This window comes from Sporosarcina saromensis, from assembly GCF_054901285.1.
The window spans coordinates 3,712,861-3,731,926 of sequence record NZ_CM142738.1 but is presented as its reverse complement, the minus strand read 5'-3'; the positions used below and the strand labels follow the sequence as shown (position 1 = coordinate 3,731,926).

Sequence of the window (19,066 nt, the reverse complement as noted above, 5' to 3'; positions counted from 1 at the left end):
CATTTAAATTTCGTATAATTTCGTCTTTTAATGGAGTTATGGTATAATTAATGTACCGATTACGAACACTTACACGTATACATATTCCAAAGGAAGTGATACGTTTGAGGGATAAGGAGGAAAATAAATTGGTTACAATTAAAAAAGAGAATCCTTTACTAGAAGCAAAAAAAATTATTCAAAAAGCAATGAAAGAAAACAAGAGAAGTTCTAAAGATGTGAAAAGAGACTTAGAACTAGATAAGTATAATGATTAAGGTTGTTTTTGATACAAATGTAATTATTGATGGTTTGTTGGGGCATAGATCAGACTGTGAAGAAATTATTGATTGTTTTAATGCCGGTATCTTTAGAGCGGCATTTTCCCAGGAAACAATCGGTGAGCTCATGTATATTACTAAGAAAATTGCTAATCAGGAGTTACAGCTGGAAGAAGAAAAGATTGCATTTCTACTGTACATCGCAGATATGTTTTTTTATTCTAAATCTGTAAATACGTTAAAAATTAGAGGAAACCTTGAGGTGTATTGTAACGACAAGTTTGATGACATGTTTCTGGAGTGTAGTTATGCTGGGCAAGTACATTATTTAGTTACCAATGATACTAAGTCTGGATTGCTAGATATAAACTGTTATGAATTTAAAATTGTACCCTCAATCGAGTTCTTGGAACAAATTAAAGGGTACAAGCATCCTCAATGATGTGTCTTTGTTATTTAAGGATGCTTGTGAAAAATGTGATTTTTGAAGACAATGTGCTCTATGAGAACTTCCAAATTTATTTTATAAACCTACCTCCCCAATCGCTCCCACTCTCTCACCAAATCTCTCTCCAACGCTTGCAAATCAAGTCCCTTTTCTTTATACATACTCCGCACTTCCAACAACCCGCTAAACGCCAATCTTGACCAAGCGACCATGTTCATACGTGTTGCAAATAGAAGAGGATTGCCGCCTGCGCGCAACGCGGCATCTGCGCCGTCGACTACACAAAGTGTTCCATGACCGACGAGGAGCATGCGTCGCAATTCGGGTTTATTGCCAACTGGAAGTGATTCTTTCCAGCTCCGTTTGTGATAAAATTTGCTTTTTAGTGCCCATAGTAATCGAATGGCAATTTCATTAAAGGCGACAGGGATTGCCATTGTGATGCCGAAACGTGCGTCGTAACCGGATTCGAATACAGCAGTGGAAAACTCTGCAAAGGTTTTGCTTTGTCCATTTACTTCGATGGACCCGAAGTCACATAGTTGGAATAATGAATAGAACGGGAGGGGAATGCCAGCTCCCCGCCGTCCATCATTATGTCCTCTTGTTCCACTCGATCCCGAGATATCCGATAGCAAATGCCCGAGCCAGTTGGCAAATCCACAATACAGTTTTGCAAGAAAGTTCCCGCCTTGCAGCTTAAAGGCATTCGCTCCTTCAATGGGTTCCAGTCGGATGATGCGTCCATCGGCGACAAAACTCGCTTTGCCCGTGAACTGATCAAGCAATGAAAAGAATAGCCCGATGATATCCGGTGAATGGCCAAGGGATTTTAAATGGTGATCACTCGGTCGCATATTTAACGTTTCTTCTCCCATGACTAAATCCGCAGCGTACCGCGCATCATAATTCACTTTAAATTTCCGCTCTAAAAAGCCGATTGCCTGTGCGATGTTTTCCGGTTCAGTACGAAGTTGTGCACCGTTGCTTTTATCGGCACGCCAAATCGTTTGGGCAAATTTCACGACTACGTTGTCGACTTGTTGGTCTGTCCATTTCCCTAATTTGCTATCTCCAGGCATTCCGACGAAAAAGCTGTCAATGAGCCCGGCAACCGCACCGCACGTGGCGGCAATTGCATAATCGTAGCGATCACAGTTTGGCGTCGCCATTTTGTAATCATCGCGTATTTGACGCGTCAGTTCTGCACGTTCTTTGTCCGTAAAAAGTTTTGCAAACGGATCGCCTTGTAGGTCAATGTTGTGCGATGACGCGAACGATTCGTTTTGTTGGAGAAAGTCGGTCCATGAATCTTCCTCGTTTGCTTGCAAGGTTTCCAGTTGTTCATATGGGGTTTCTTCCAATTTATTGAAGGTAGGCGTATCAACTGGATCGGAAATTATTGAACCATTTGTGAGCAGCTTAGCTTGCTGTAACAACTTATCCAATGTATCACTTTGCACGTCTTGTAGTTGGCTCAGTTGGTCCAAATTGTCGTGTAAGTGTCCAAGTCGTTGTTCGGCTTGTTGCACAATGTGTTGTTGGACGATGAGCGCTTTTCCGCTTTCATCCAGTACTTTTGAGGAAATCTGATGGGATTTTTTCATTTGATTCACCTAAACAAGTTTTTCGCTTTTGTCGTAGCGGTTGCGAACGCTGCTTGAGCTACTTTGTTGTAATCAATTTCCGAAAAACAATTATGCAGATTTTCCACTTCTGCCAACGTCAATCCCTCTTTTAATTGCCACACAGGTTTTGCGTGAACTTCTTCCTCTGTCGAGTGTTTCATATCATAACAAGATTCAATGAACTGACGGACTTTTTCAAGTGTCGGCTTGTTCGTCAAGCCGATGAGTCGATCTCTATCTAATGTTGCAGGCAGCTTCGTCATGACTTGCTCGATTTGAGAGGCATTTTGCTTATCAGCACTCAACTGCGCACCTTTGCTCAACATGTCTAGCATGTTCGACAATTGTTGGATTTTCTCGGAATTCTCATTGCCCTTTTTCATTTCGACCATCAACTGCTGCGTAATTCCATTAATGTCTTCAATTAAATACGAAAGTGATTTTTGCGTGTTTCGAATGATCGCTTGCAGCATGTACTCGCGTTGCTTATTGTTTTCAATATCGCTAATGCCGCTCACTTTTTTTAGGCCGTGATACGTGCCAACTCCTAATAGGACGAGCGTCCCAATTCCGGTAAACATGCTCGAGAATCCAAGGAGGCCACCCATACCCATCGCGGCTAAGCCTGAAGTGATGCCTGCTGCACTCAATCCGACGACGGAGCCGGAAAAATAAATCGCGGCCATCGGTAATCCAACCGCGACAGCTTTTGCGGATAAATCCTTCATCGACTTTTTAATTTGCGAGTCGTTTTTTCGGTGTTTCAAAATATCCTCATCATGTTGGATCGCAGCGATGATAAGGTCAATTTCTTCACGTGTAACCGATAAGGCATCTGCAAGTTCGCATAGAAAAGTATGTTGTGCCCAATCGTGGATGTTGTTTTTCTTCCCGAAAATGTACAACACATCTTTGAATAAAGACTTACTTAAAATATCAAAACTGCCTTCTTCAACCGTATTTTTTAGCGTTTTAAGCAATTCTTCTGTCGGTATGAGGTTGTCAACATTGCTCATATACCTCCGAATGTCGAGACGCATGGCAGCGCTAAGTTCGATGCGCGAAATTAACGAAATGATTTCTGTATACTCGAGTACATCAATCGTTTAATCATCCGAAAATGCAAAGTTGGCAACAAGTTTAATGTAGTGTTGCTTAACGGATTCCGACATCTCAGACAGTGGCGTAATTTGTGATGTATTTGTAAAGTCCTTCCCTTGCTCAGCTTCAGCTAAAATACCATCAATGAGTGCAACAAACCCTTTCAAATTAACGTTTAGTAGTAGGGAAGTCACGTTATGAGAAGTGCCATCCTTCATGAACACTTCCACGTTTTCTACCGTTTTTGTCTTTCCGAAACTTGCAGCTTTTTCAAAAGACGTATGGACAATTGATTCAATGGCAGCGTATTCCAATCTTAACGGCTTCTCAAAAGCAGTTTTCAAATACATTGCATCCCCTAAAAACAAGCATCCTTCTTTGCCGTTTGAAAGAATTGACGTATCTTTTAAGGCAACAACATATTCCAAATTAACATCTGGCGCATAGGAAGAAATAGCGCCGTTCAGCTTTTTATCGGGAATGCCAGGAGCTGTGTACGTACTATCTCCTAACATAGTAATGTGCTCTTTTATGTATTTTTGAATAGACATATTATCCTCCTGAGGCATGTGGGTCTTTTTGGTTAATTATAGCATGCGGATAGGAAGGGGTGTTTGATTTTTAAAAATGTTGTTACATGTTGCGGAAACTAAAGTATCCCTGACTATCGGCTTGTTTTAATGACGCGTTAGACTGTAAAATCGTCGCGCTCGTGTCTTTAAGTGAGGTTTAATGACGCGTTAGTCTGCAAAATCGTCGCGCTCGCGTCATTAAGTGAGGTTTAACGACGCGCCAGGTCGCAAAATTAGTGCTCCCGTGTCATTAAATGAGGTTTAATGACGCGTTAGGCTGTAAAATCGTCGCGCTCGCGTCATTAAGTGAGGTTTAACGACGCGCTAGGCCGTAAAATCAGAGCTCCCGTGTCATTAATAGAGGTTTAATGACGCGTTAGACTGTAAAATCGTCGTGCTCGTGTCATTAAGTGAGTTTTAACGACGATCAAGGCTACGAAATCGACTCACTCGTGTCAATAAAAGAAGTTAACGACGCGCTAGACTGCAAAAATGTTGATGTTTAAAGTCTCAATGATGAACAAATCCAATCATCCAACCATATGATTGGATTTTTATTTTATTTAAAAAAGAAACTTTTCAGACATTTAGCTCGTATATATTGATATGTAGGTGATAGAGGTTGCTTTTGTATGGCATTAAGTAAACGGGGGAGAGTGGAATAATTGAAAAAGAACATCTTGTTTGTGTTCCTTTTTCTCATCTTAGGTATAGCGGTTATAGGGGGAGCGACGTATTTCATTAACAATGGAAAGTTTGAGAAGAACAGCCATGTTACCTTGCCAAAGGAACATTTTGAAACAGGTGACGCGATGTATGTGGGCTATGAATTTTCGTGGAAAGGAAGCGGTTATCCGACATTGCAGCAAGTGGAATTTATCAGAAAGGATGGCAAGTCGTTAACGCAAGAAGATGCCTTTCTAATCGTCGCTTTCATTGATGAGACAACTGATGGGAATGTGATTGGCTCTGCTGATGAAGAGACGGTTAACGAAAGTGGTTTGAAGGAGCGGTTAGTGCCAATTAACAATTACAAACTAACCAGTGATACATTCCGAATGGTGTTGCAGGTACACTACGATGGAGATCGTTCAACAGATGCCATTTCGGATATGAAAATTACGTATAAGAAGTTCGGGGTAACGAAAACTGAAACGATTCCGTTTGAAGGTGTCTTACATGAACAGGAGTAGGTTGAGGGTTATGTGGGTAAGGTAGTCCTTGCAATGATTGCTCTTAGCGGAAGAGTAACGTCTAAAAGGAGCAAAAGGAATACATCAAAAATGAAAAGCGATGAACGGGTCTAGGCAATTGTCATAGGTCCGTTCTTTTTTTTGCTGGAGAAAACGATATCCTATTTCAAATAGGGATTTTTATAGTGCTTGTCTATAGTTTTTCCAATTAAGTATTGAGATAAAAGGTTATTTGACAGATAATTAAAAGAATAAGTGAAGGAGGTGAGCGGATGTTAGTGAAAAGTGAGATGGATTTGTATAAAGCGAATAAGTTGCTGGAAATTAATAAGATTCTGACGCAGTCTTTGCGACTCGAAGAAATCTTACATAGTGTGATACAGGCGGCTAGTGAATTAGTCGATGTGGCGGATGTCATTATTATCTATTTATATGATGAGGACACAAAAACACTCCGTTTTGCAAAAGGTGAAGGGGTTGCCGTTGAATCAATGCGCCATGTTGCATTTGCTGAAGGTGAGTCGATTACGGGAAAAGTCTTTGTCCAGCGACAGCCAAAGTTGTTCACATCCCGTGATGAGATTAATGACTATATGAAGAATATGTCTGCGTTAAATGTTAGGTACTATTTTGAAGGCGTTCAACAAAGAACGGTTAGAAGTTCGTTTTGTGTGCCGATTCTCTACGAGAAGAGATGCTTAGGTGTGGTCGCTGTCAATAATTATCGAGAAGACAGTATTTTTACAGCAGAAGATATGAAGGTGATTGAGGTCGTAGCCGGGCAGAGCGCGATTGCAATTGAGAATGCAAGGGTACATGAGCATTTGCAACAGCAAAACGCGTTATTGGAAAAATCGATTTCCATTCATCATACGTTCTATCAGCTTGTTATTGAAGGGCGGGGAATAGATGCAATCCTTTCATTACTGAAAAGGAGAATCGGGGTTGCCGTGCGTTACTTTAGCTACCTTGATAGAACTTCTGAGGCTCATTTATTTCCGATTCGAAGGGGAGTGGATACATTAGGTTTTCTTTCCTTGCCGAAACCTTTTGAGCAGTACAGTGAAATGGATAAAATTACAATTGAACAGGCAAGTTTGTCGATTGCGCTCGAACTGATTAAGGAGAATGCATTGTACGAAAAAGAAATTTATTTCAGAGAGCAAGTGTTTAATCGTTTACTGGAAGGGTTGTCTGGAAGGGAATTGGAGGCGGCATTACAGTATGTGAACTGGCGATCAGATACGCTTGTACAATGTATTCTAATTGAAGGAAACGAAACCCCCCTGTGGCAAGTTGAAGAATTGATTGGAAAAGAAAAGTTTGTGAAATCTGTAGAGAAAAAGCTTCGTTCAGAGCGCGTGCATCCGTTAATTTTTGCAAGAGCCTTTCAACTGATTATACTTGTCCCGACCATTTCTCGTTCTACGGTACAAGAGTTATACGAAAGCATTCGGCAGATGGGGGCAGGGAGTTCTGATATTAGTGTAGGAATTGGTAGAGAAACACCGATTCAGGAGTTATCAGTGTCCTACAAGGAGGCCATGCGATCTGTCGGTTACGCAAAAAAATATAATGTACCCATTGTGGAATATTCAATGCTCGGTATTGAACGGTTATTGTATGAAGTCGACCAGGAATTATTAGAGCGTTTCATGAATGATAAGTTGGGCCAACTAAAAAGGGCAGATGCAACGTTAATCGATACGCTAAACGTATTCATCCAGTCAAATAGTAGTCAGAAACGGACTGCAAATGCATTACATGTGCATCCAAATACACTTTACTATCGGTTGCGAAAAGCGGAAGAGATACTAGGCATTGATTTTTCCAATGGAGAAGACTGGATTGACTTTGTGGTCGCCTTTAAAATTTTTATGGAGCTCAATGAAAAATAATAGGAAATTTTGTGATGGGTCACATATAACTACTTCTTAATTTAATTTATCGTAATAGATAGATACTTTGAGAAGGGGTGCAACGATGAGTACAACTTATAACAATTACATTAATGGAGAATGGGTTTCATCGAACACGAACGAAACGTACGCAAGCTTGAATCCAGCAAATCAAGAGGTGTTAGGCTATTTCCAAAAATCGAATGAAACGGATGTCGAGCGAGCAATCCAAGCTGCGGAAGATGCATTTCCTAGCTGGGCAAATACAGCAGTACCAACGCGTGGAGATGTGTTGTTCAAGCTCATTCAGTTGTTGGAAGCGCAGCAAGAAGAGTTGGCTACGATTATTACAAAAGAAGTCGGCAAGTCATTCAGGGAAGCAAATGGCGAAGTACGAAAAACGATTGAAGCGATGAAACAATTTAGCGGAGAGGCAACTCGCATGACTGGCGAAACGGTTCCGTCGCATGATGCGGACATTTTTGCCTATACAATCCGTGAACCACTTGGTGTAGTTGCTGTGATTGCTCCGTACAATTTCCCGCTTGGAATCGGCATTTGGAAGATTGCGCCTGCAATTGTTGCAGGAAATACGGTAATCTTTAAACCTGCGAGCAATACATCATTAATCAGTGTCAAGATTATGGAGCTATTTGAACAAGCAGGTGTTCCTGCGGGTGTCATTAATATGGTGACAGGCCCTGGAGGAGTCATTGGAAATGCGATCGGACGTCATGAAAAGATCAAAGCCGTATCATTTACGGGGTCTACACAAGTAGGACTTGCCCTTGGTAAGGCTGTAAGTGAACGTGGAGCGAAAATGCAAGCGGAAATGGGTGGTAAGAATGCATCGATTGTGCTTGAAGATGCAGATTTGGATGAAACAGTGGAAAACTTGATTATCAGTGGATTTTTAGACAACGGACAACGCTGCACAGGTACGAGTCGTCTAATCGTTCTTCGTTCCATTGCGGAAGAATTGACGAAAAAACTCGTTGCAAGGACTCAGCGGTTAAAAATTGGTGATGGTTTTAATGAAAGCGTTGACAACGGGCCTGTCGTCGATGATGGCCAGCTAAAGACGTATTTACACTATGTGAAAACGGCTATGGACGAAGGTGCAATTCTTGAATGTGGTGGCGAACAATTAATGGATAATGGATTGGACGCAGGCTATTTCGTTGCTCCAACGTTGTTTAGTGGTGTGACACGCGACATGACGATTTTTAAAGAGGAGATTTTTGGTCCGGTCATGGCGATGAGTGTTGTCGATACGTATGAAGAAGCATTGGAACTTGCGAATGATAGTGAATTTGGTTTGTCATCGACGATTTATACAAATGATTTAAAGAAAGCATTTCACTTCATTCGCCATATTGAATCGGGTGTAACCCATGTAAATATCCCTTCCAACTATTTTGAGAATCAGTATCCGTTCGGAGGTAAGAAAGCATCTAGCATTGGACCACGTGAGCAAGGTTCGACGACATTGGATTTTTGGACGGACTATAAAACGGTTTATATTAGACCTTGATCAGAAAGTGGTTCATCAGTAAGGAATGTCTGGAGGGAATCTTTTGACCAAAATAGGTGTTATTGGATGCGGTCTGATGGGACATGGGATTGCTACGAATTTAATCTGCAAAGGATTTGAAGTGACGGTATATGATACGAATCCGGAAGCAGTTGCAAGGGTTGTGGAGAAAGGTGGAAGTGGAGCTGTTTCAGTTCCAGAACTCGCCAAGTCGAGTGACGTCGTCATATTGTCTTTACCGACGACGGATTTAGTGGAACGCGTCCTGTTGGATGAGGAGGATGGAGCGTTACACATTATGAAGCCTGGATCGGCGATATTGGATATGAGCACGAATGATGTTGCGAGGACACGGAGAATCGAAGGATTAGCAAGTTCTGTTGGCATTTCGTATTTTGATTGTCCGGTAAGTGGTGGACCTGATGGTGCAAGTTCAGGGACACTCACGATCATGGTCGGTGGACCTGAAAATGCGTTTCAACAAGTTTCTTCTGTGCTTCAAGCAATGGGAGAGCATGTTGAATATATGGGTCCAAGTGGAGCAGGGCAGATTGTAAAGTTGTGTAATAATATGGTCGTAGGCGGCATCATTTCGTTGTTAGGGGAAGCCTTGCTAACTGGAGAAAGGGCAGGTATTTCAAAAGAAAAGTTAAGAGAGCTCTTTCAAAAAGGATCTGCTCAGTCACGAGTAATGGATGTGTTTGGTCCTGCTATGATTCACGAAACCTATGACGTAGTGATGTTTTCTCTTGACAACATGTTAAAAGATCTTACGTTGTATCAGAGTTTGGCTAGCAATGTTGGTGTACCTACAACAATTAGTGATGCACCACTGGAGTTGTTTAAACGAGCAAATGCAGTAGGAAGTGGATCACGTGATTCCACTGCAGTAGCGGAATTGCTTGAGCGTGAGGCAGTAACTTGATGGATTGCAAAGAGGAGTGGGAATAAAAAGAGGGGGGAGATTTACATGGTTGGAAATGAGAATTCACTAGCTGGTATCTGGAAGGACTGGCGGTTACATGCGATTGTACTGGGGATTGTGGTAATTACTGAATTGATTGGTACATTTAAAATTCCAGTTGGGCCAGGCGTGATTTTATTACTACCTATGTTATATGCACTTGTGATTGGTTTGGTGCTTTATTTCACACCAGTGGTTAAAGAGAAGCAGTCAAAAAATGCCGAACCGATTATTGTTTTAGGAGTATCACTATTATTAGCGAAAATTGGGGTTATTATTGGGCCGTCTTTACCTGAAGTCATTGCAGCAGGTCCAGCATTGCTCTTGCAGGAACTCGGAAATTTAGGAACGATTTTAATCGCATTACCGGTTGCGGTATGGCTTGGACTTAAACGTGAAGCAATCGGTATGACGCATTCCATCGGCCGTGAGCCGAACGTGGGGTTAATTATGGACAAATTCGGCATTAACTCTCCAGAGGGACGGGGTGTGATGGCGATGTACATTTTTGGAACCGTGTTTGGTGCTGTGTTCCTTGGGCTTATTTCTGGATTACTCGCAACATTGACGCCACTGAGCCCATTATCGTTTGCGATGGCATCAGGCGTCGGAAGTGGAAGTATGATGGCTGCCGCGAGTGGTTCGCTCATTGCTGCATTTCCAGAGCTTGAATCGCAAATTGTCGCATTTTCGGGTGCGAGTAATTTGCTTTCACTGTCAACAGGTTTGTGGGTAAGTATCTTCATTGGACTTCCATTAACAGAGAAAATATATGCGCGAATGACGCGTAATAAGGAGGGGTACTAATGCTGAAAAACATACAAGAGTGGGTATTGTTGCTTGGAATCTTTGGTATCACCGCCCTTATTGGAAACTGGGCAGGGTATGATATTCTGCCAATTAAAGCTGTTCCTGGAATGATTACACTTGTTGTTATTTGTTTGGCCGGTTTTATTCTAAAAGAATTGATTCCCGTGAATTTCCCTAGTATCGCATATATCTCGATTATCGGTGTCATCGTTTCCATGCCTTGGTTTCCTGGCTCTGAAAAGGTTGTACAGTGGACATCAGAAGTTCAGCTTCTTGCACTAGCGACTCCGATCCTCGCCTATGCAGGCATTGCGATTGGGCGTTCTTGGACAGATTTCGTGAAACTCGGTTGGAAAACAATCGTTGTTGCGACGCTTGTCATGCTGGGAACATTTCTTGGATCCGCTGTTATTGCAGAGATTATTTTACGCTTCCAAGGGATTATTTAAGAGTTTTATAGAACGTTTTGAAGAACGGATGATAGAAAAGACTGCTTTGTTGAAACCAATCTTTACTTGTCAAAGTTGAGTTGAATACAATCACTATAATTCTCTTCGACTTTAAAATTGTAGTATGGAGTTTTGCTTTTATTAATAATTTTTCCTTACTAAATGACCTTCACATAAGCGCATACAAAAATCCAGGTTCCTCCCAAACGGAGCTACCTGGATTTTTGTATGGCTTGACTCTTTGAATTTTTCTTTCTATAATCTCGCCAATAGATTCGCCCAACAAACACGGTAAGCGCGATAATGGAGAAATAGAGATAGGCTTGCCATGTCGTCGCTAGCTGAAAGAGGTCCCAAAATGTCGTGTTTTGGATGAACACATCATACGGATTTGCATTGCGAAACGTGATGGGTACTGCGTCACCGGAGTTGTACTGATGGTACGTATTGCGTGTTACGTCTTTAATGACTTGAACAGATTGCCCTGCATCGTCTTGAAAGGAAAGGGTCAGTACATACGAAGAATCTTCGTGTTTTCTGTATGTGACATATGAATCCCGATCCAGAACGAGCGCTTCGGTTTGGTTTTTGCCGAATGGTAAGAGCTTCATGAGCAGATTCCATAGTGGATGTATGAGGAATAGAAGAAAGAATGCGATGATGCCGCCAACAATGCCCCAGCCACTCCCTTTTTTCTTGCGATTTAACTTCTTCCAACGTTCTCGTTCTCGTTTCTTTTGCTTGTTTGATAGTGTCTTCTTTTTTGATTGCTTCCAAGGAATGGAGAAGATAAGTGCGACCCAGCAACAGAAGGCCAATACACCGAGAATCAAGATACCGGCCAAGTAAAAGATGCTGTCGAAAATGAAATCTCGCAGTGTGGAAAAATCGGATGGGCGCAATGAATAGCCTGAAACTTCATCACCCACTTGGAAGTCTTTTATTTGCTGCTTGGAAATTCGATTCAAGTAAGGAGCCTCTTCTCCATTTGGCAATTCCACACGAACATAATAGGAAGGGGGACCATATAAGCCTTTTGCGCCTACTTTCTCCACAGTTTTTACAGTTACGGGCTCAGCTTTGAATAAGTTGTATTCTTCTATGTACGCGGACACAAGTGCGATTGTGAAAAGGGTGAAGAGTACCGTTATGATTGCCATTCCTGCAAGTTCTTTCAGCTTTTCCACGTGTTTTCCTCCTTTAAACGCACGGTATTTTCATGTAATGTATGCGTGAGTTGTCTGTCTATTATGTTCCATTGTACCTTGTACGGTGATGAATAAAAAATAGCCAGCTCTCTATAGCTACTTCTGGACAGATCCTGTCTAAAGTAGCAAAGCGAGCTGGCTTTCGATTGAATTGTTTTCGTTTATGGAGCAAAGAAATTAATCGTCGTAATAATGATAGGAGCACTAAAAATAACATCCATTAGAAACGCGCCGACAATCGGTACGACGAGAAATGCTGTACGGGAAGGTCCGAATTTATTAACAGTAGCGCCCATATTGGCCATCGCGTTTGGCGTCGCACCGAGGCCGTGGCCGAGGAAACCAGCAATCATCACCGCGGCATCATAGTCTTTGCCGAGTGCACGGAACATGACGAATACCGCGAAAACAACGATGAATGCCACTTGAATGATGATGATACCGACGAGTGGGAGTGCAAGACCTGCGACTTCCCAAAGTTTGATGCTCATGAGTGCCATGGATAAGAAGATGGCGAGTGAAACATCTCCGATTAGGTTAATTTCCTTCATATTGACGGTACCTGGAAGGAAGCGATCGACGATGTTTCGAACAAGAACCGCGACGAACATGGCTCCGATGTACGCAGGTAATACAAAGCCAGTCGCTTCTGTGAAGACATCACCGATCAACGTACCACCAGCCATCGACAACGTAATCATTGCGACTTGCACCATGAATGAATGCTGGCCGATCGGCTTTTCGTCTTGCTCGACGTACTCTTCTACGTTGCCTTCTTTTGGTTTTAAATTGTATTTGCCAATTAAATGCCGAGAAATCGGTCCACCAGAAAGGCTCCCGCAAATGAGTCCGAGCGTAGCAGCCGCCATCCCGATCGTCACAGCAGAAGAAATTCCGAGTTCTTCAATCGTCTGGCCGTACGCTGCAGCACCGCCGTGTCCGCCACTCATGGACACAGCGCCACTCATGACGCCGAGTAATGGGTCTATATGAAAGACTTTAGCGAGTGAGACGCCGATCACATTTTGCATGAAAACGGTTACGCCGCACAGTAACAAATAGATGACGAGCAGTTTTCCGCCGAGTTTAATCAGCTTGAAACTCGCGCCTAGTCCGACCGTCGTGAAAAAAGCAATCATGAACAAGGACTGTAACGAAGTGTCCAATGAAATTTCCACGATGCCTGTGGATTGTAAAACGAGCGCCAAAATGGCAAATAAAAGACCGCCGACAACGGGTGCAGGAATCAGAAATCGATCTAAAATCCCAATTCGATGAACGAGTGCAGTACCAAGCAAGTAGACTGCTGCGGCTAAAAATAACGTAGTAATTTGGTTAATTTCAATCATGCATATTCACCTTTCCTTTAAATAGAGAGCGACCTCTATTCTTATCTGCACGGCTACTAGGTTGTACATAGATCCAGTACTGTCAACGAAGCCGTATGAAAAGAACGTTCCTATGTATCGGTAATAGGAAGCTGTTAAAACGCATCTAAGTTGTCTTGAGTCTAAGTTCAAACAGAAATGGGAAAGACATGCGCATACAATAACAACAGTATATACCTTAACAGATTTTCACCCAAAACGTGAGAAATTTGTCGAAAATAAAGATGAAGCACTAGTTTTTGTGGTGGGAAAGGGGAGTGGGGCTAAAGAGGGAGAAAAACGGTGCCTGTCCCCGGAACGATTTAGAATGATTTGAATCGTTCTGATGGTGCTTTTCCGATACCGACAATGAGGCGTGGTGGATTGCGGGGAGTAGTGCATAAGATGGATGAAAACGGTGCCTGTCCCCAAAACAATTTGAAATGATTTGAAATGCAAAATAGTACGCTTTTTTGCATGGGGTAAAAAGTAGTGTGCGCGTTGCGATTGCAAGGTTTTTCAAGTTTTAGGTGTCAAAGATGTAGCTGGAGTTTTATGGGGATGTGGAAATGTGTGGAGGTTGTGGAGATGCAAAGTGCTGCAAAAAAGCGAGGATGGGACGATTTTTCGTCGCCATCCTCGCTTGAGCATTCAAGTAGTTTCTGTAATAACAGGAGGGTATGTTAACGGACAGGTGTAGTTAAAACGCTGTCAAGGGCTAGTCGTAGGGACTTTAAGAAACGAACATCAGCAGTGAACTCCAATGCACTCCATTTCTTTACGTGTTCGGGATGGAGCCCAACGACAAGCATTGTAAAACCTAGAAGCTGCATAATATGAACAAGTTTTTGGAAGCCGTTCAATCCACCTTGTTCAATCTCCCCGACAGCCGTGAAGTCGATGATGACGGTATCAGCATCGGATTTATATGCCCGGTTAGAAACGGTAGCGGCAATATTTTCAGACTTTTGTTCATCGAGAGGGCCGAAAATTGGAATGAGGCCAACTGTTTGAGTTAGTTCAATGAAAGGAGAAGAAAGTCTAATGTTTTCTTGTAACAATTCCTCTGCTGTTTCCTTCGCTTGCAACAATTCAAAATTGGTTTCTGTCAGTCGGTGACGTAGCCGCCCCAATTGCTCACTCACTTTCCGAACCGCTTCGTCCTTTGGAACGATAATGACTTCACCAATTGTCTCATCTGTCCAAGAAACATACAGATCCGCAAGTTGGATGTCGTTTGTTTTTGAAATGATATTCATTTCGAGCGCCTTAATCGTCTGGAATTGTTCGAGATGCTTCAAGAGTTTAGACCGGCTTTCCGGTTCAATAATGTCCAATAAGCTTGTCCCAATCGTCAACGTGTTAAGGGCAGCTTGATTCATTTGCACGATCTCTAAGTGTTGATTAATGGCGTACATGGGTAATGGAAAAGCGGAATTAGGAAATGACATTTTCAGTAACTGCTCCTTTACCTGTGTGCTGTAGCCACGCATGAAGATCCCGTAAGTTTTGTAGGACGACGACTTGTCCAGGAGCCGCTACATCTTCAAACTTTACGTGTGGCGACATCCGACCGCCAATTAAAATAGTAGGCTTGTGTGCAACATTCGCAAGCACCTCAACGGATTTACGGAGCATTGGCAAGCGATATGAAAGTGCAGCTGACATGGCGACAACGTCAGGTTGCCACGCATTGACCGCCGTTTCTGCGTGGCGAAGCGGCAAGTTTGGCCCTAAATAACGAACTTTCCAGCCGAACTCCTGAAAGACAGATGTCGCCATCTTCAACCCAATGTAATGCTCTTCGCCTTCCACTCCGAATAGCATCACTTTTCGATTGCTGGCCGCATCCATCGCTGCCGATTTAAATTCAACATATGAAATAATATAATCACAGATCGCGGTTGCCAAGTGTTCATCCGCAACTGTAATTTCGTTTCGTTCCCATAGCTTGCCGATATGAATCATTGCAGGTGTAATCAAGTCTTCGTAAAGCGACAGTCGATCGTTGTTCGCTAAAACTGTATGGATGAAGGAGAGGGCATTTTGCTCATCTCCGTTTAGAAATTTATGCGCGAGTTGGATGGCATGTTCCGTCATTCAATTCCTCCTCAAACGTCTAGTTGCCGTAGAATTGTAAGGGCTTCGGCTAGGTAATGCAAATAAGCTGTTTCCCGATCGCTATCCAATTTGCCAGGAAGAACGTGTTGCAGACGTTGAAAGTTATCGACAATTAAAGCCCTGCTTACATTTCTGCTCGTCAACACTTCGTCCAACCATATCGTATAATCAATGAAAAATTGAGCGTCATTCATTTGAAAAGCGATTTCCAAATGGTCAAGGTGATGATAATTGTCCTCCGCTGTGCGTTTTCGACCGTTCTCACCGAATTTCTCAACGAGCCAAGGATATGCTTCATAAATCTGGTGGACGATCTCCTCAACAACTTGGTCTTTCGAGTCGACATTCATCAGGTAGACACCACCTTGTATTGAGAGACTTTCGGGATGATCGATGCGAGCTCTTGGTCAGGGTATTTCTTCTCCAGTTCATGAATTTCCTTGAATTCTTCGCTTCGTGCCCATTTTAAATAGTGCTCCCTCGTCTCCCATTCCATATGGACAACGAGCTCACCGGGCCGCTTTTGATTTTGTAGCAATTGAAAAGAGAGAAACCCCTCCGCCCGATCCACCCGCTTCGAACGATTGTTATAAATGCGAATCACTTCGTCAGCCTTCTCAGGTGGAAGCTGAAAAGTGGAATTAACGATATACATGGCAAGCTCCTTTAAGTGTCTACTAAAAATACAAAATTCCATAGATTCAGTGTACCATACTAATGGAAGAAAGTGGCGGAGAGGCGGATAGGACTAAAGGTATGAAAATGTGGGGACTGTCCCCAGAACAATTTGGAATGGTTTGAATTGTGTTGGTAGAAGTTACTCGGCTATACGAATGGAGAAAGGTGTGTTGTAGGAAGTAGTGCAAAAGGGATATAAAAACGGTGCCAGTCCCCAAAACAATTATGAATAAACTAAAATGTTTAGATGCCAATCCTCCGTTAAGGCCCTCCAAATTACGAAAGAAGCATGAAGGGAGTTTTGCCTTCATGCTTTCTAAGGTGTTTATTCGTGTCTAGCGATTTTGGGGAAGATAAGATTTTCTACGTTCGAGTTAATTTCTATCGACTGTTAGAAGAGTTGCAGTTGCTCAGCTGTACTTGATTGGTCTGCTTCTCGTATGTAGCCTAATTGTTTATAGCCTTTCATACGTTTATGGGACATGTTGAGCAGCACGGGGACTTTCCGATCAATGTAGTCGTACACCCGTACTTCCTGTTTTTCGTCATGTTGGCGGTGGAGCCGTCCAACGTATTGCGTGAGCATTTCAGATGATGCGAAGGGCATTGTGAGAAACAGAGCGCTGAGTCTTGCGCAGTCAAAACCTTCTCCGATGTATTTCCCTGTCGCGATTATGACGAGTTCCTCTTGAGGCGGCAGCTCGTTGATCGTTTGCAATGTTTCTGCTTGTTTCTTCTTCGAAAGGTTTCCAGAAAGCATGACAACGTTCTTTGCAAATCCTTTAAACATATTTGCCAAAGTTTCTACATGACTCACCCGTTCCGTCAAAATTAAAGGCGTGAATCCGTCTTCCAAAGCGAGCAGCACATCGTTGAAAATGAGTTGATTGCGCCTTTCATTTTCAGCTAACTCATTGTAAATCGAAGGCAGCGTAGAAGAAGTTGTTTGATAGGAGGTGAAACGCTCTTTTAACACATGATGGAACGGACGGATGAGTGCTTGCGTTTTGGCATGTGATTTATAGACAATTGGGCCGCATTGCATGTGGATAATCGGATGCAAACCGTCTTTCCGTGAAGGGGTAGCCGTTAATCCGTACACATATTTTGCGCATACCATCTTCAACAATTGCTCATTCGTATAGGCTGACACATGATGGCATTCGTCGATGATTACTTGTCCGTATTGTGTAATGAGTGGGCTTATGCCATTAGCTGTTAACGTTTGGACGGTTGCGACATCAAGCATGCCAGTGCCCGTCTGCTTACCGCCACCAATTTGACCAATTGCCTTTTTGGGAATGCTTAAAAAAGTGGCTAACTGTTCGATCCACTGGCTTTGTAGCTGTTTTCGGTTCACGATGATGAGTGTGTTGACCTTCCGCTCCGCAATTAACGCCGCAGCCGTTACAGTTTTCCCGAAACCGGTCGTTGCCGCCAGAACGCCACATTCATTTTTCATGAATTGATCCATAGCATCTTGTTGTTGTGTTGTTAATTGGCCCATAAACTCTGTCTCAAAGAGCGTACCTGCATACCTTTCATCTTGCCAAACGATCGAATAATCCGTCGAAGCAATCCAATCACGAATTGCCCTTTCTGTCCCACGAGGAAGAATAAGGTGCTTTTCTGTTACATCAAAACATTCAATTCGTGCAGAAAGGTGTTGTGTGGACAACCGTTTTGCTTTCGCTTTATGGTATTCTGGATTGCCAAAAGTCGCCAACGATTTTAATTGGTTCAGCATCGCTTCGGATAAGTGGTCTAATGCAAAATGGATGCCATTCTTTCTGACAGCCGTAATGGTAGCGTGTTGTTCATTCACAAAGAGTTCAGGCGCAGGTGCACCAAGTGCATATAAAGCATTTCGTACTAGGTTTTCATCAATTTTAATGACTGAGCATAAATAAGCCCATTGATCGTCTATCGGATCAAATGTAGAGGTGACAAATTCGCTGTTTCCCTGTATGCGTGCATGCTGTTGCAATGGGAGTGCAATTAAGTTCCCTAACCCTTCTGAGGCGGATAAATGGTCTTGACTGGGAAAAAAACGGTCGAACGAGGAAAGTGATGTTGAAGTGCGAGTCTGCGTCTTTTTCAATAACGCATTCCCGAGTTTGCGAGCAAGAACAGCTGGAAGCGCTTCGGCAAAAAACATCCATACGTGCGCGCCATTGCCAGAGCGTGATTTTTCAATATAGCATGGAAGGAACACTTCATTGCAAATAGCCACAAATGCCGAAACATCCTTTTGCCAATCCCCTTTATCAAAATCCACGACGAAAAAGCGGCATGTATCCCCTGACAGCATGGGATATACGCCAATGACATGTTCCCCTCGCAAATGATCGTAAATGACTTGATTCGTTAAAGGAACATATTTCCCATTCGACTCGACAGGTGAATAGCCTACCTTGCCGTCACTCGACGCCCATCTTCTAGCAAAGACATCCGTTCTTCCGATGAATAGCTCCTTAAACAAACGGATTTTTTCAGCCGGTTCGGATGCATTCGTCACGATTTCTTCAGGCGGTCGCAATTGAACTGTTGGCAATAAATGATGAATCATTTGCTTCAAATATGCATTTTCAAGAACTACTTTTTCATAGTCGTCAGAGAGTTGAGTATCGTTTTTCGTTGTATTCATGGAATCACCTCATAAGTAGGGGAAGTCAAATGTATTGGAATAAAGCGTTAATAGACAATTGTATACTAGATGTTTTGTAATTTACTTGTATTTTCATATAGTTTTGATTGCTTGTCAAAGGTGTTTGAATTGTTTAAATAAAATACAAATAATGGTTGAATTGTGGTATTATAGATTTATGCATTAAT

At 42.6% G+C, this 19,066-nt stretch carries 18 protein-coding genes; 8 read left to right on the top strand and 10 right to left on the bottom strand.

The window, feature by feature from the left end; genetic code table 11:
* Nucleotides 1-128 precede the first annotated feature (128 nt).
* Together ACVHUV_RS18710 and ACVHUV_RS18705 are read left to right on the top strand one after the other, a co-directional pair.
* Nucleotides 129-257: a hypothetical protein gene (locus ACVHUV_RS18710; RefSeq protein ID WP_317943149.1), complete on the top strand. Its 129-nt coding sequence runs from the start codon at nucleotides 129-131 to the stop codon at nucleotides 255-257.
* A complete protein-coding gene (locus tag ACVHUV_RS18705) occupies nucleotides 250-702 on the top strand; it encodes a putative toxin-antitoxin system toxin component, PIN family (RefSeq protein WP_462085637.1) in 453 nt (150 codons plus the stop codon). Before ACVHUV_RS18710 ends, ACVHUV_RS18705 begins: the two co-directional genes overlap by 8 nt.
* A gap of 89 nt (nucleotides 703-791) precedes the next feature.
* Here ACVHUV_RS18705 and ACVHUV_RS18700 read toward each other — a convergent pair whose 3' ends face one another.
* The 3 genes from ACVHUV_RS18700 to ACVHUV_RS18690 form a co-directional block, all read right to left on the bottom strand.
* A complete protein-coding gene (locus tag ACVHUV_RS18700) occupies nucleotides 792-2,315 on the bottom strand; it encodes a hypothetical protein (RefSeq protein WP_462085636.1) in 1,524 nt (507 codons plus the stop codon).
* A 5-nt stretch (nucleotides 2,316-2,320) separates the two neighbouring features.
* Nucleotides 2,321-3,352 (bottom strand): hypothetical protein, encoded by a 1,032-nt coding sequence (locus ACVHUV_RS18695; protein ID WP_462085635.1) that lies wholly within the window; start codon nucleotides 3,350-3,352, stop codon nucleotides 2,321-2,323.
* Nucleotides 3,353-3,442: 90 nt separating this feature from the next.
* Entirely contained in the window at nucleotides 3,443-3,988 is a 546-nt protein-coding gene (locus tag ACVHUV_RS18690; RefSeq protein ID WP_462085634.1) for a hypothetical protein, read from the bottom strand.
* Between the two features lie 686 nt (nucleotides 3,989-4,674).
* Between ACVHUV_RS18690 and ACVHUV_RS18685 the strand changes: the two genes are divergently transcribed.
* The 6 genes from ACVHUV_RS18685 to ACVHUV_RS18660 all read left to right on the top strand — a co-directional run bounded on the left by ACVHUV_RS18685 (nucleotide 4,675) and on the right by ACVHUV_RS18660 (nucleotide 10,857).
* The gene (locus tag ACVHUV_RS18685) at nucleotides 4,675-5,202 is read left to right on the top strand and encodes a hypothetical protein (RefSeq protein ID WP_462085633.1); all 528 of its coding nucleotides are present in this window, start codon (nucleotides 4,675-4,677) and stop codon (nucleotides 5,200-5,202) included.
* 272 nt (nucleotides 5,203-5,474) lie between these two features.
* On the top strand, nucleotides 5,475-7,100 hold the full coding sequence (locus tag ACVHUV_RS18680) for a helix-turn-helix domain-containing protein (protein ID WP_462085632.1): 1,626 nt from the start codon (nucleotides 5,475-5,477) through the stop codon (nucleotides 7,098-7,100).
* A gap of 85 nt (nucleotides 7,101-7,185) precedes the next feature.
* On the top strand, nucleotides 7,186-8,634 hold the full coding sequence (locus ACVHUV_RS18675) for an aldehyde dehydrogenase family protein (RefSeq protein ID WP_462085631.1): 1,449 nt from the start codon (nucleotides 7,186-7,188) through the stop codon (nucleotides 8,632-8,634).
* 43 nt (nucleotides 8,635-8,677) lie between these two features.
* Entirely contained in the window at nucleotides 8,678-9,559 is an 882-nt protein-coding gene (locus ACVHUV_RS18670) for an NAD(P)-dependent oxidoreductase (protein WP_462085630.1), read from the top strand.
* 45 nt (nucleotides 9,560-9,604) lie between these two features.
* Nucleotides 9,605-10,405 (top strand): DUF3100 domain-containing protein, encoded by an 801-nt coding sequence (locus ACVHUV_RS18665; protein ID WP_462085629.1) that lies wholly within the window; start codon nucleotides 9,605-9,607, stop codon nucleotides 10,403-10,405.
* The gene (locus tag ACVHUV_RS18660; protein ID WP_462085628.1) at nucleotides 10,405-10,857 is read left to right on the top strand and encodes a hypothetical protein; all 453 of its coding nucleotides are present in this window, start codon (nucleotides 10,405-10,407) and stop codon (nucleotides 10,855-10,857) included. The genes ACVHUV_RS18665 and ACVHUV_RS18660 overlap by 1 nt, the downstream gene beginning before the upstream one ends.
* Nucleotides 10,858-11,069: 212 nt before the next feature.
* Here the strand turns inward: ACVHUV_RS18660 and ACVHUV_RS18655 are convergent, their stop codons facing one another.
* The 7 genes from ACVHUV_RS18655 to ACVHUV_RS18625 all read right to left on the bottom strand — a co-directional run bounded on the left by ACVHUV_RS18655 (nucleotide 11,070) and on the right by ACVHUV_RS18625 (nucleotide 18,878).
* Nucleotides 11,070-12,044, bottom strand: a complete 975-nt coding sequence (locus ACVHUV_RS18655) for a hypothetical protein (protein ID WP_462085627.1) — start codon at nucleotides 12,042-12,044, stop codon at nucleotides 11,070-11,072.
* A 182-nt stretch (nucleotides 12,045-12,226) separates the two neighbouring features.
* Entirely contained in the window at nucleotides 12,227-13,414 is a 1,188-nt protein-coding gene (gltS, locus tag ACVHUV_RS18650) for a sodium/glutamate symporter (RefSeq protein WP_317943132.1), read from the bottom strand.
* Between the two features lie 701 nt (nucleotides 13,415-14,115).
* A complete protein-coding gene (locus ACVHUV_RS18645) occupies nucleotides 14,116-14,883 on the bottom strand; it encodes an STAS domain-containing protein (protein WP_462085626.1) in 768 nt (255 codons plus the stop codon).
* Nucleotides 14,870-15,532, bottom strand: a complete 663-nt coding sequence (locus tag ACVHUV_RS18640; protein WP_462085625.1) for a cobalamin B12-binding domain-containing protein — start codon at nucleotides 15,530-15,532, stop codon at nucleotides 14,870-14,872. Before ACVHUV_RS18640 ends, ACVHUV_RS18645 begins: the two co-directional genes overlap by 14 nt.
* A gap of 11 nt (nucleotides 15,533-15,543) precedes the next feature.
* Nucleotides 15,544-15,903: a hypothetical protein gene (locus ACVHUV_RS18635; protein ID WP_462085624.1), complete on the bottom strand. Its 360-nt coding sequence runs from the start codon at nucleotides 15,901-15,903 to the stop codon at nucleotides 15,544-15,546.
* Nucleotides 15,903-16,208 carry an antibiotic biosynthesis monooxygenase family protein gene (locus tag ACVHUV_RS18630; protein WP_462085623.1) on the bottom strand — a complete coding sequence of 102 codons (306 nt, stop codon included), beginning with the start codon at nucleotides 16,206-16,208 and terminating at the stop codon, nucleotides 15,903-15,905. Before ACVHUV_RS18630 ends, ACVHUV_RS18635 begins: the two co-directional genes overlap by 1 nt.
* Nucleotides 16,209-16,622: 414 nt before the next feature.
* The gene (locus tag ACVHUV_RS18625) at nucleotides 16,623-18,878 is read right to left on the bottom strand and encodes a TOTE conflict system archaeo-eukaryotic primase domain-containing protein (RefSeq protein WP_462085622.1); all 2,256 of its coding nucleotides are present in this window, start codon (nucleotides 18,876-18,878) and stop codon (nucleotides 16,623-16,625) included.
* Nucleotides 18,879-19,066 lie beyond the last annotated feature (188 nt).

Excerpts from the sequence above, each read along its gene's own strand:
- ACVHUV_RS18705 (WP_462085637.1), top strand. The coding sequence starts at position 250 with ATGATTAAGGTTGTTTTTGATACAAATGTAATTATTGATGGTTTGTTG.
- ACVHUV_RS18700 (WP_462085636.1), bottom strand. The coding sequence starts at position 2,315 with ATGAAAAAATCCCATCAGATTTCCTCAAAAGTACTGGATGAAAGCGGA.
- ACVHUV_RS18695 (WP_462085635.1), bottom strand. The coding sequence starts at position 3,352 with ATGAGCAATGTTGACAACCTCATACCGACAGAAGAATTGCTTAAAACG.
- ACVHUV_RS18690 (WP_462085634.1), bottom strand. The coding sequence starts at position 3,988 with ATGTCTATTCAAAAATACATAAAAGAGCACATTACTATGTTAGGAGAT.
- ACVHUV_RS18680 (WP_462085632.1), top strand. The coding sequence starts at position 5,475 with ATGTTAGTGAAAAGTGAGATGGATTTGTATAAAGCGAATAAGTTGCTG.
- ACVHUV_RS18675 (WP_462085631.1), top strand. The coding sequence starts at position 7,186 with ATGAGTACAACTTATAACAATTACATTAATGGAGAATGGGTTTCATCG.
- ACVHUV_RS18665 (WP_462085629.1), top strand. The coding sequence starts at position 9,605 with ATGGTTGGAAATGAGAATTCACTAGCTGGTATCTGGAAGGACTGGCGG.
- ACVHUV_RS18660 (WP_462085628.1), top strand. The coding sequence starts at position 10,405 with ATGCTGAAAAACATACAAGAGTGGGTATTGTTGCTTGGAATCTTTGGT.
- gltS (WP_317943132.1), bottom strand. The coding sequence starts at position 13,414 with ATGATTGAAATTAACCAAATTACTACGTTATTTTTAGCCGCAGCAGTC.
- ACVHUV_RS18645 (WP_462085626.1), bottom strand. The coding sequence starts at position 14,883 with ATGTCATTTCCTAATTCCGCTTTTCCATTACCCATGTACGCCATTAAT.
- ACVHUV_RS18640 (WP_462085625.1), bottom strand. The coding sequence starts at position 15,532 with ATGACGGAACATGCCATCCAACTCGCGCATAAATTTCTAAACGGAGAT.
- ACVHUV_RS18635 (WP_462085624.1), bottom strand. The coding sequence starts at position 15,903 with ATGAATGTCGACTCGAAAGACCAAGTTGTTGAGGAGATCGTCCACCAG.
- ACVHUV_RS18630 (WP_462085623.1), bottom strand. The coding sequence starts at position 16,208 with ATGTATATCGTTAATTCCACTTTTCAGCTTCCACCTGAGAAGGCTGAC.
- ACVHUV_RS18625 (WP_462085622.1), bottom strand. The coding sequence starts at position 18,878 with ATGAATACAACGAAAAACGATACTCAACTCTCTGACGACTATGAAAAA.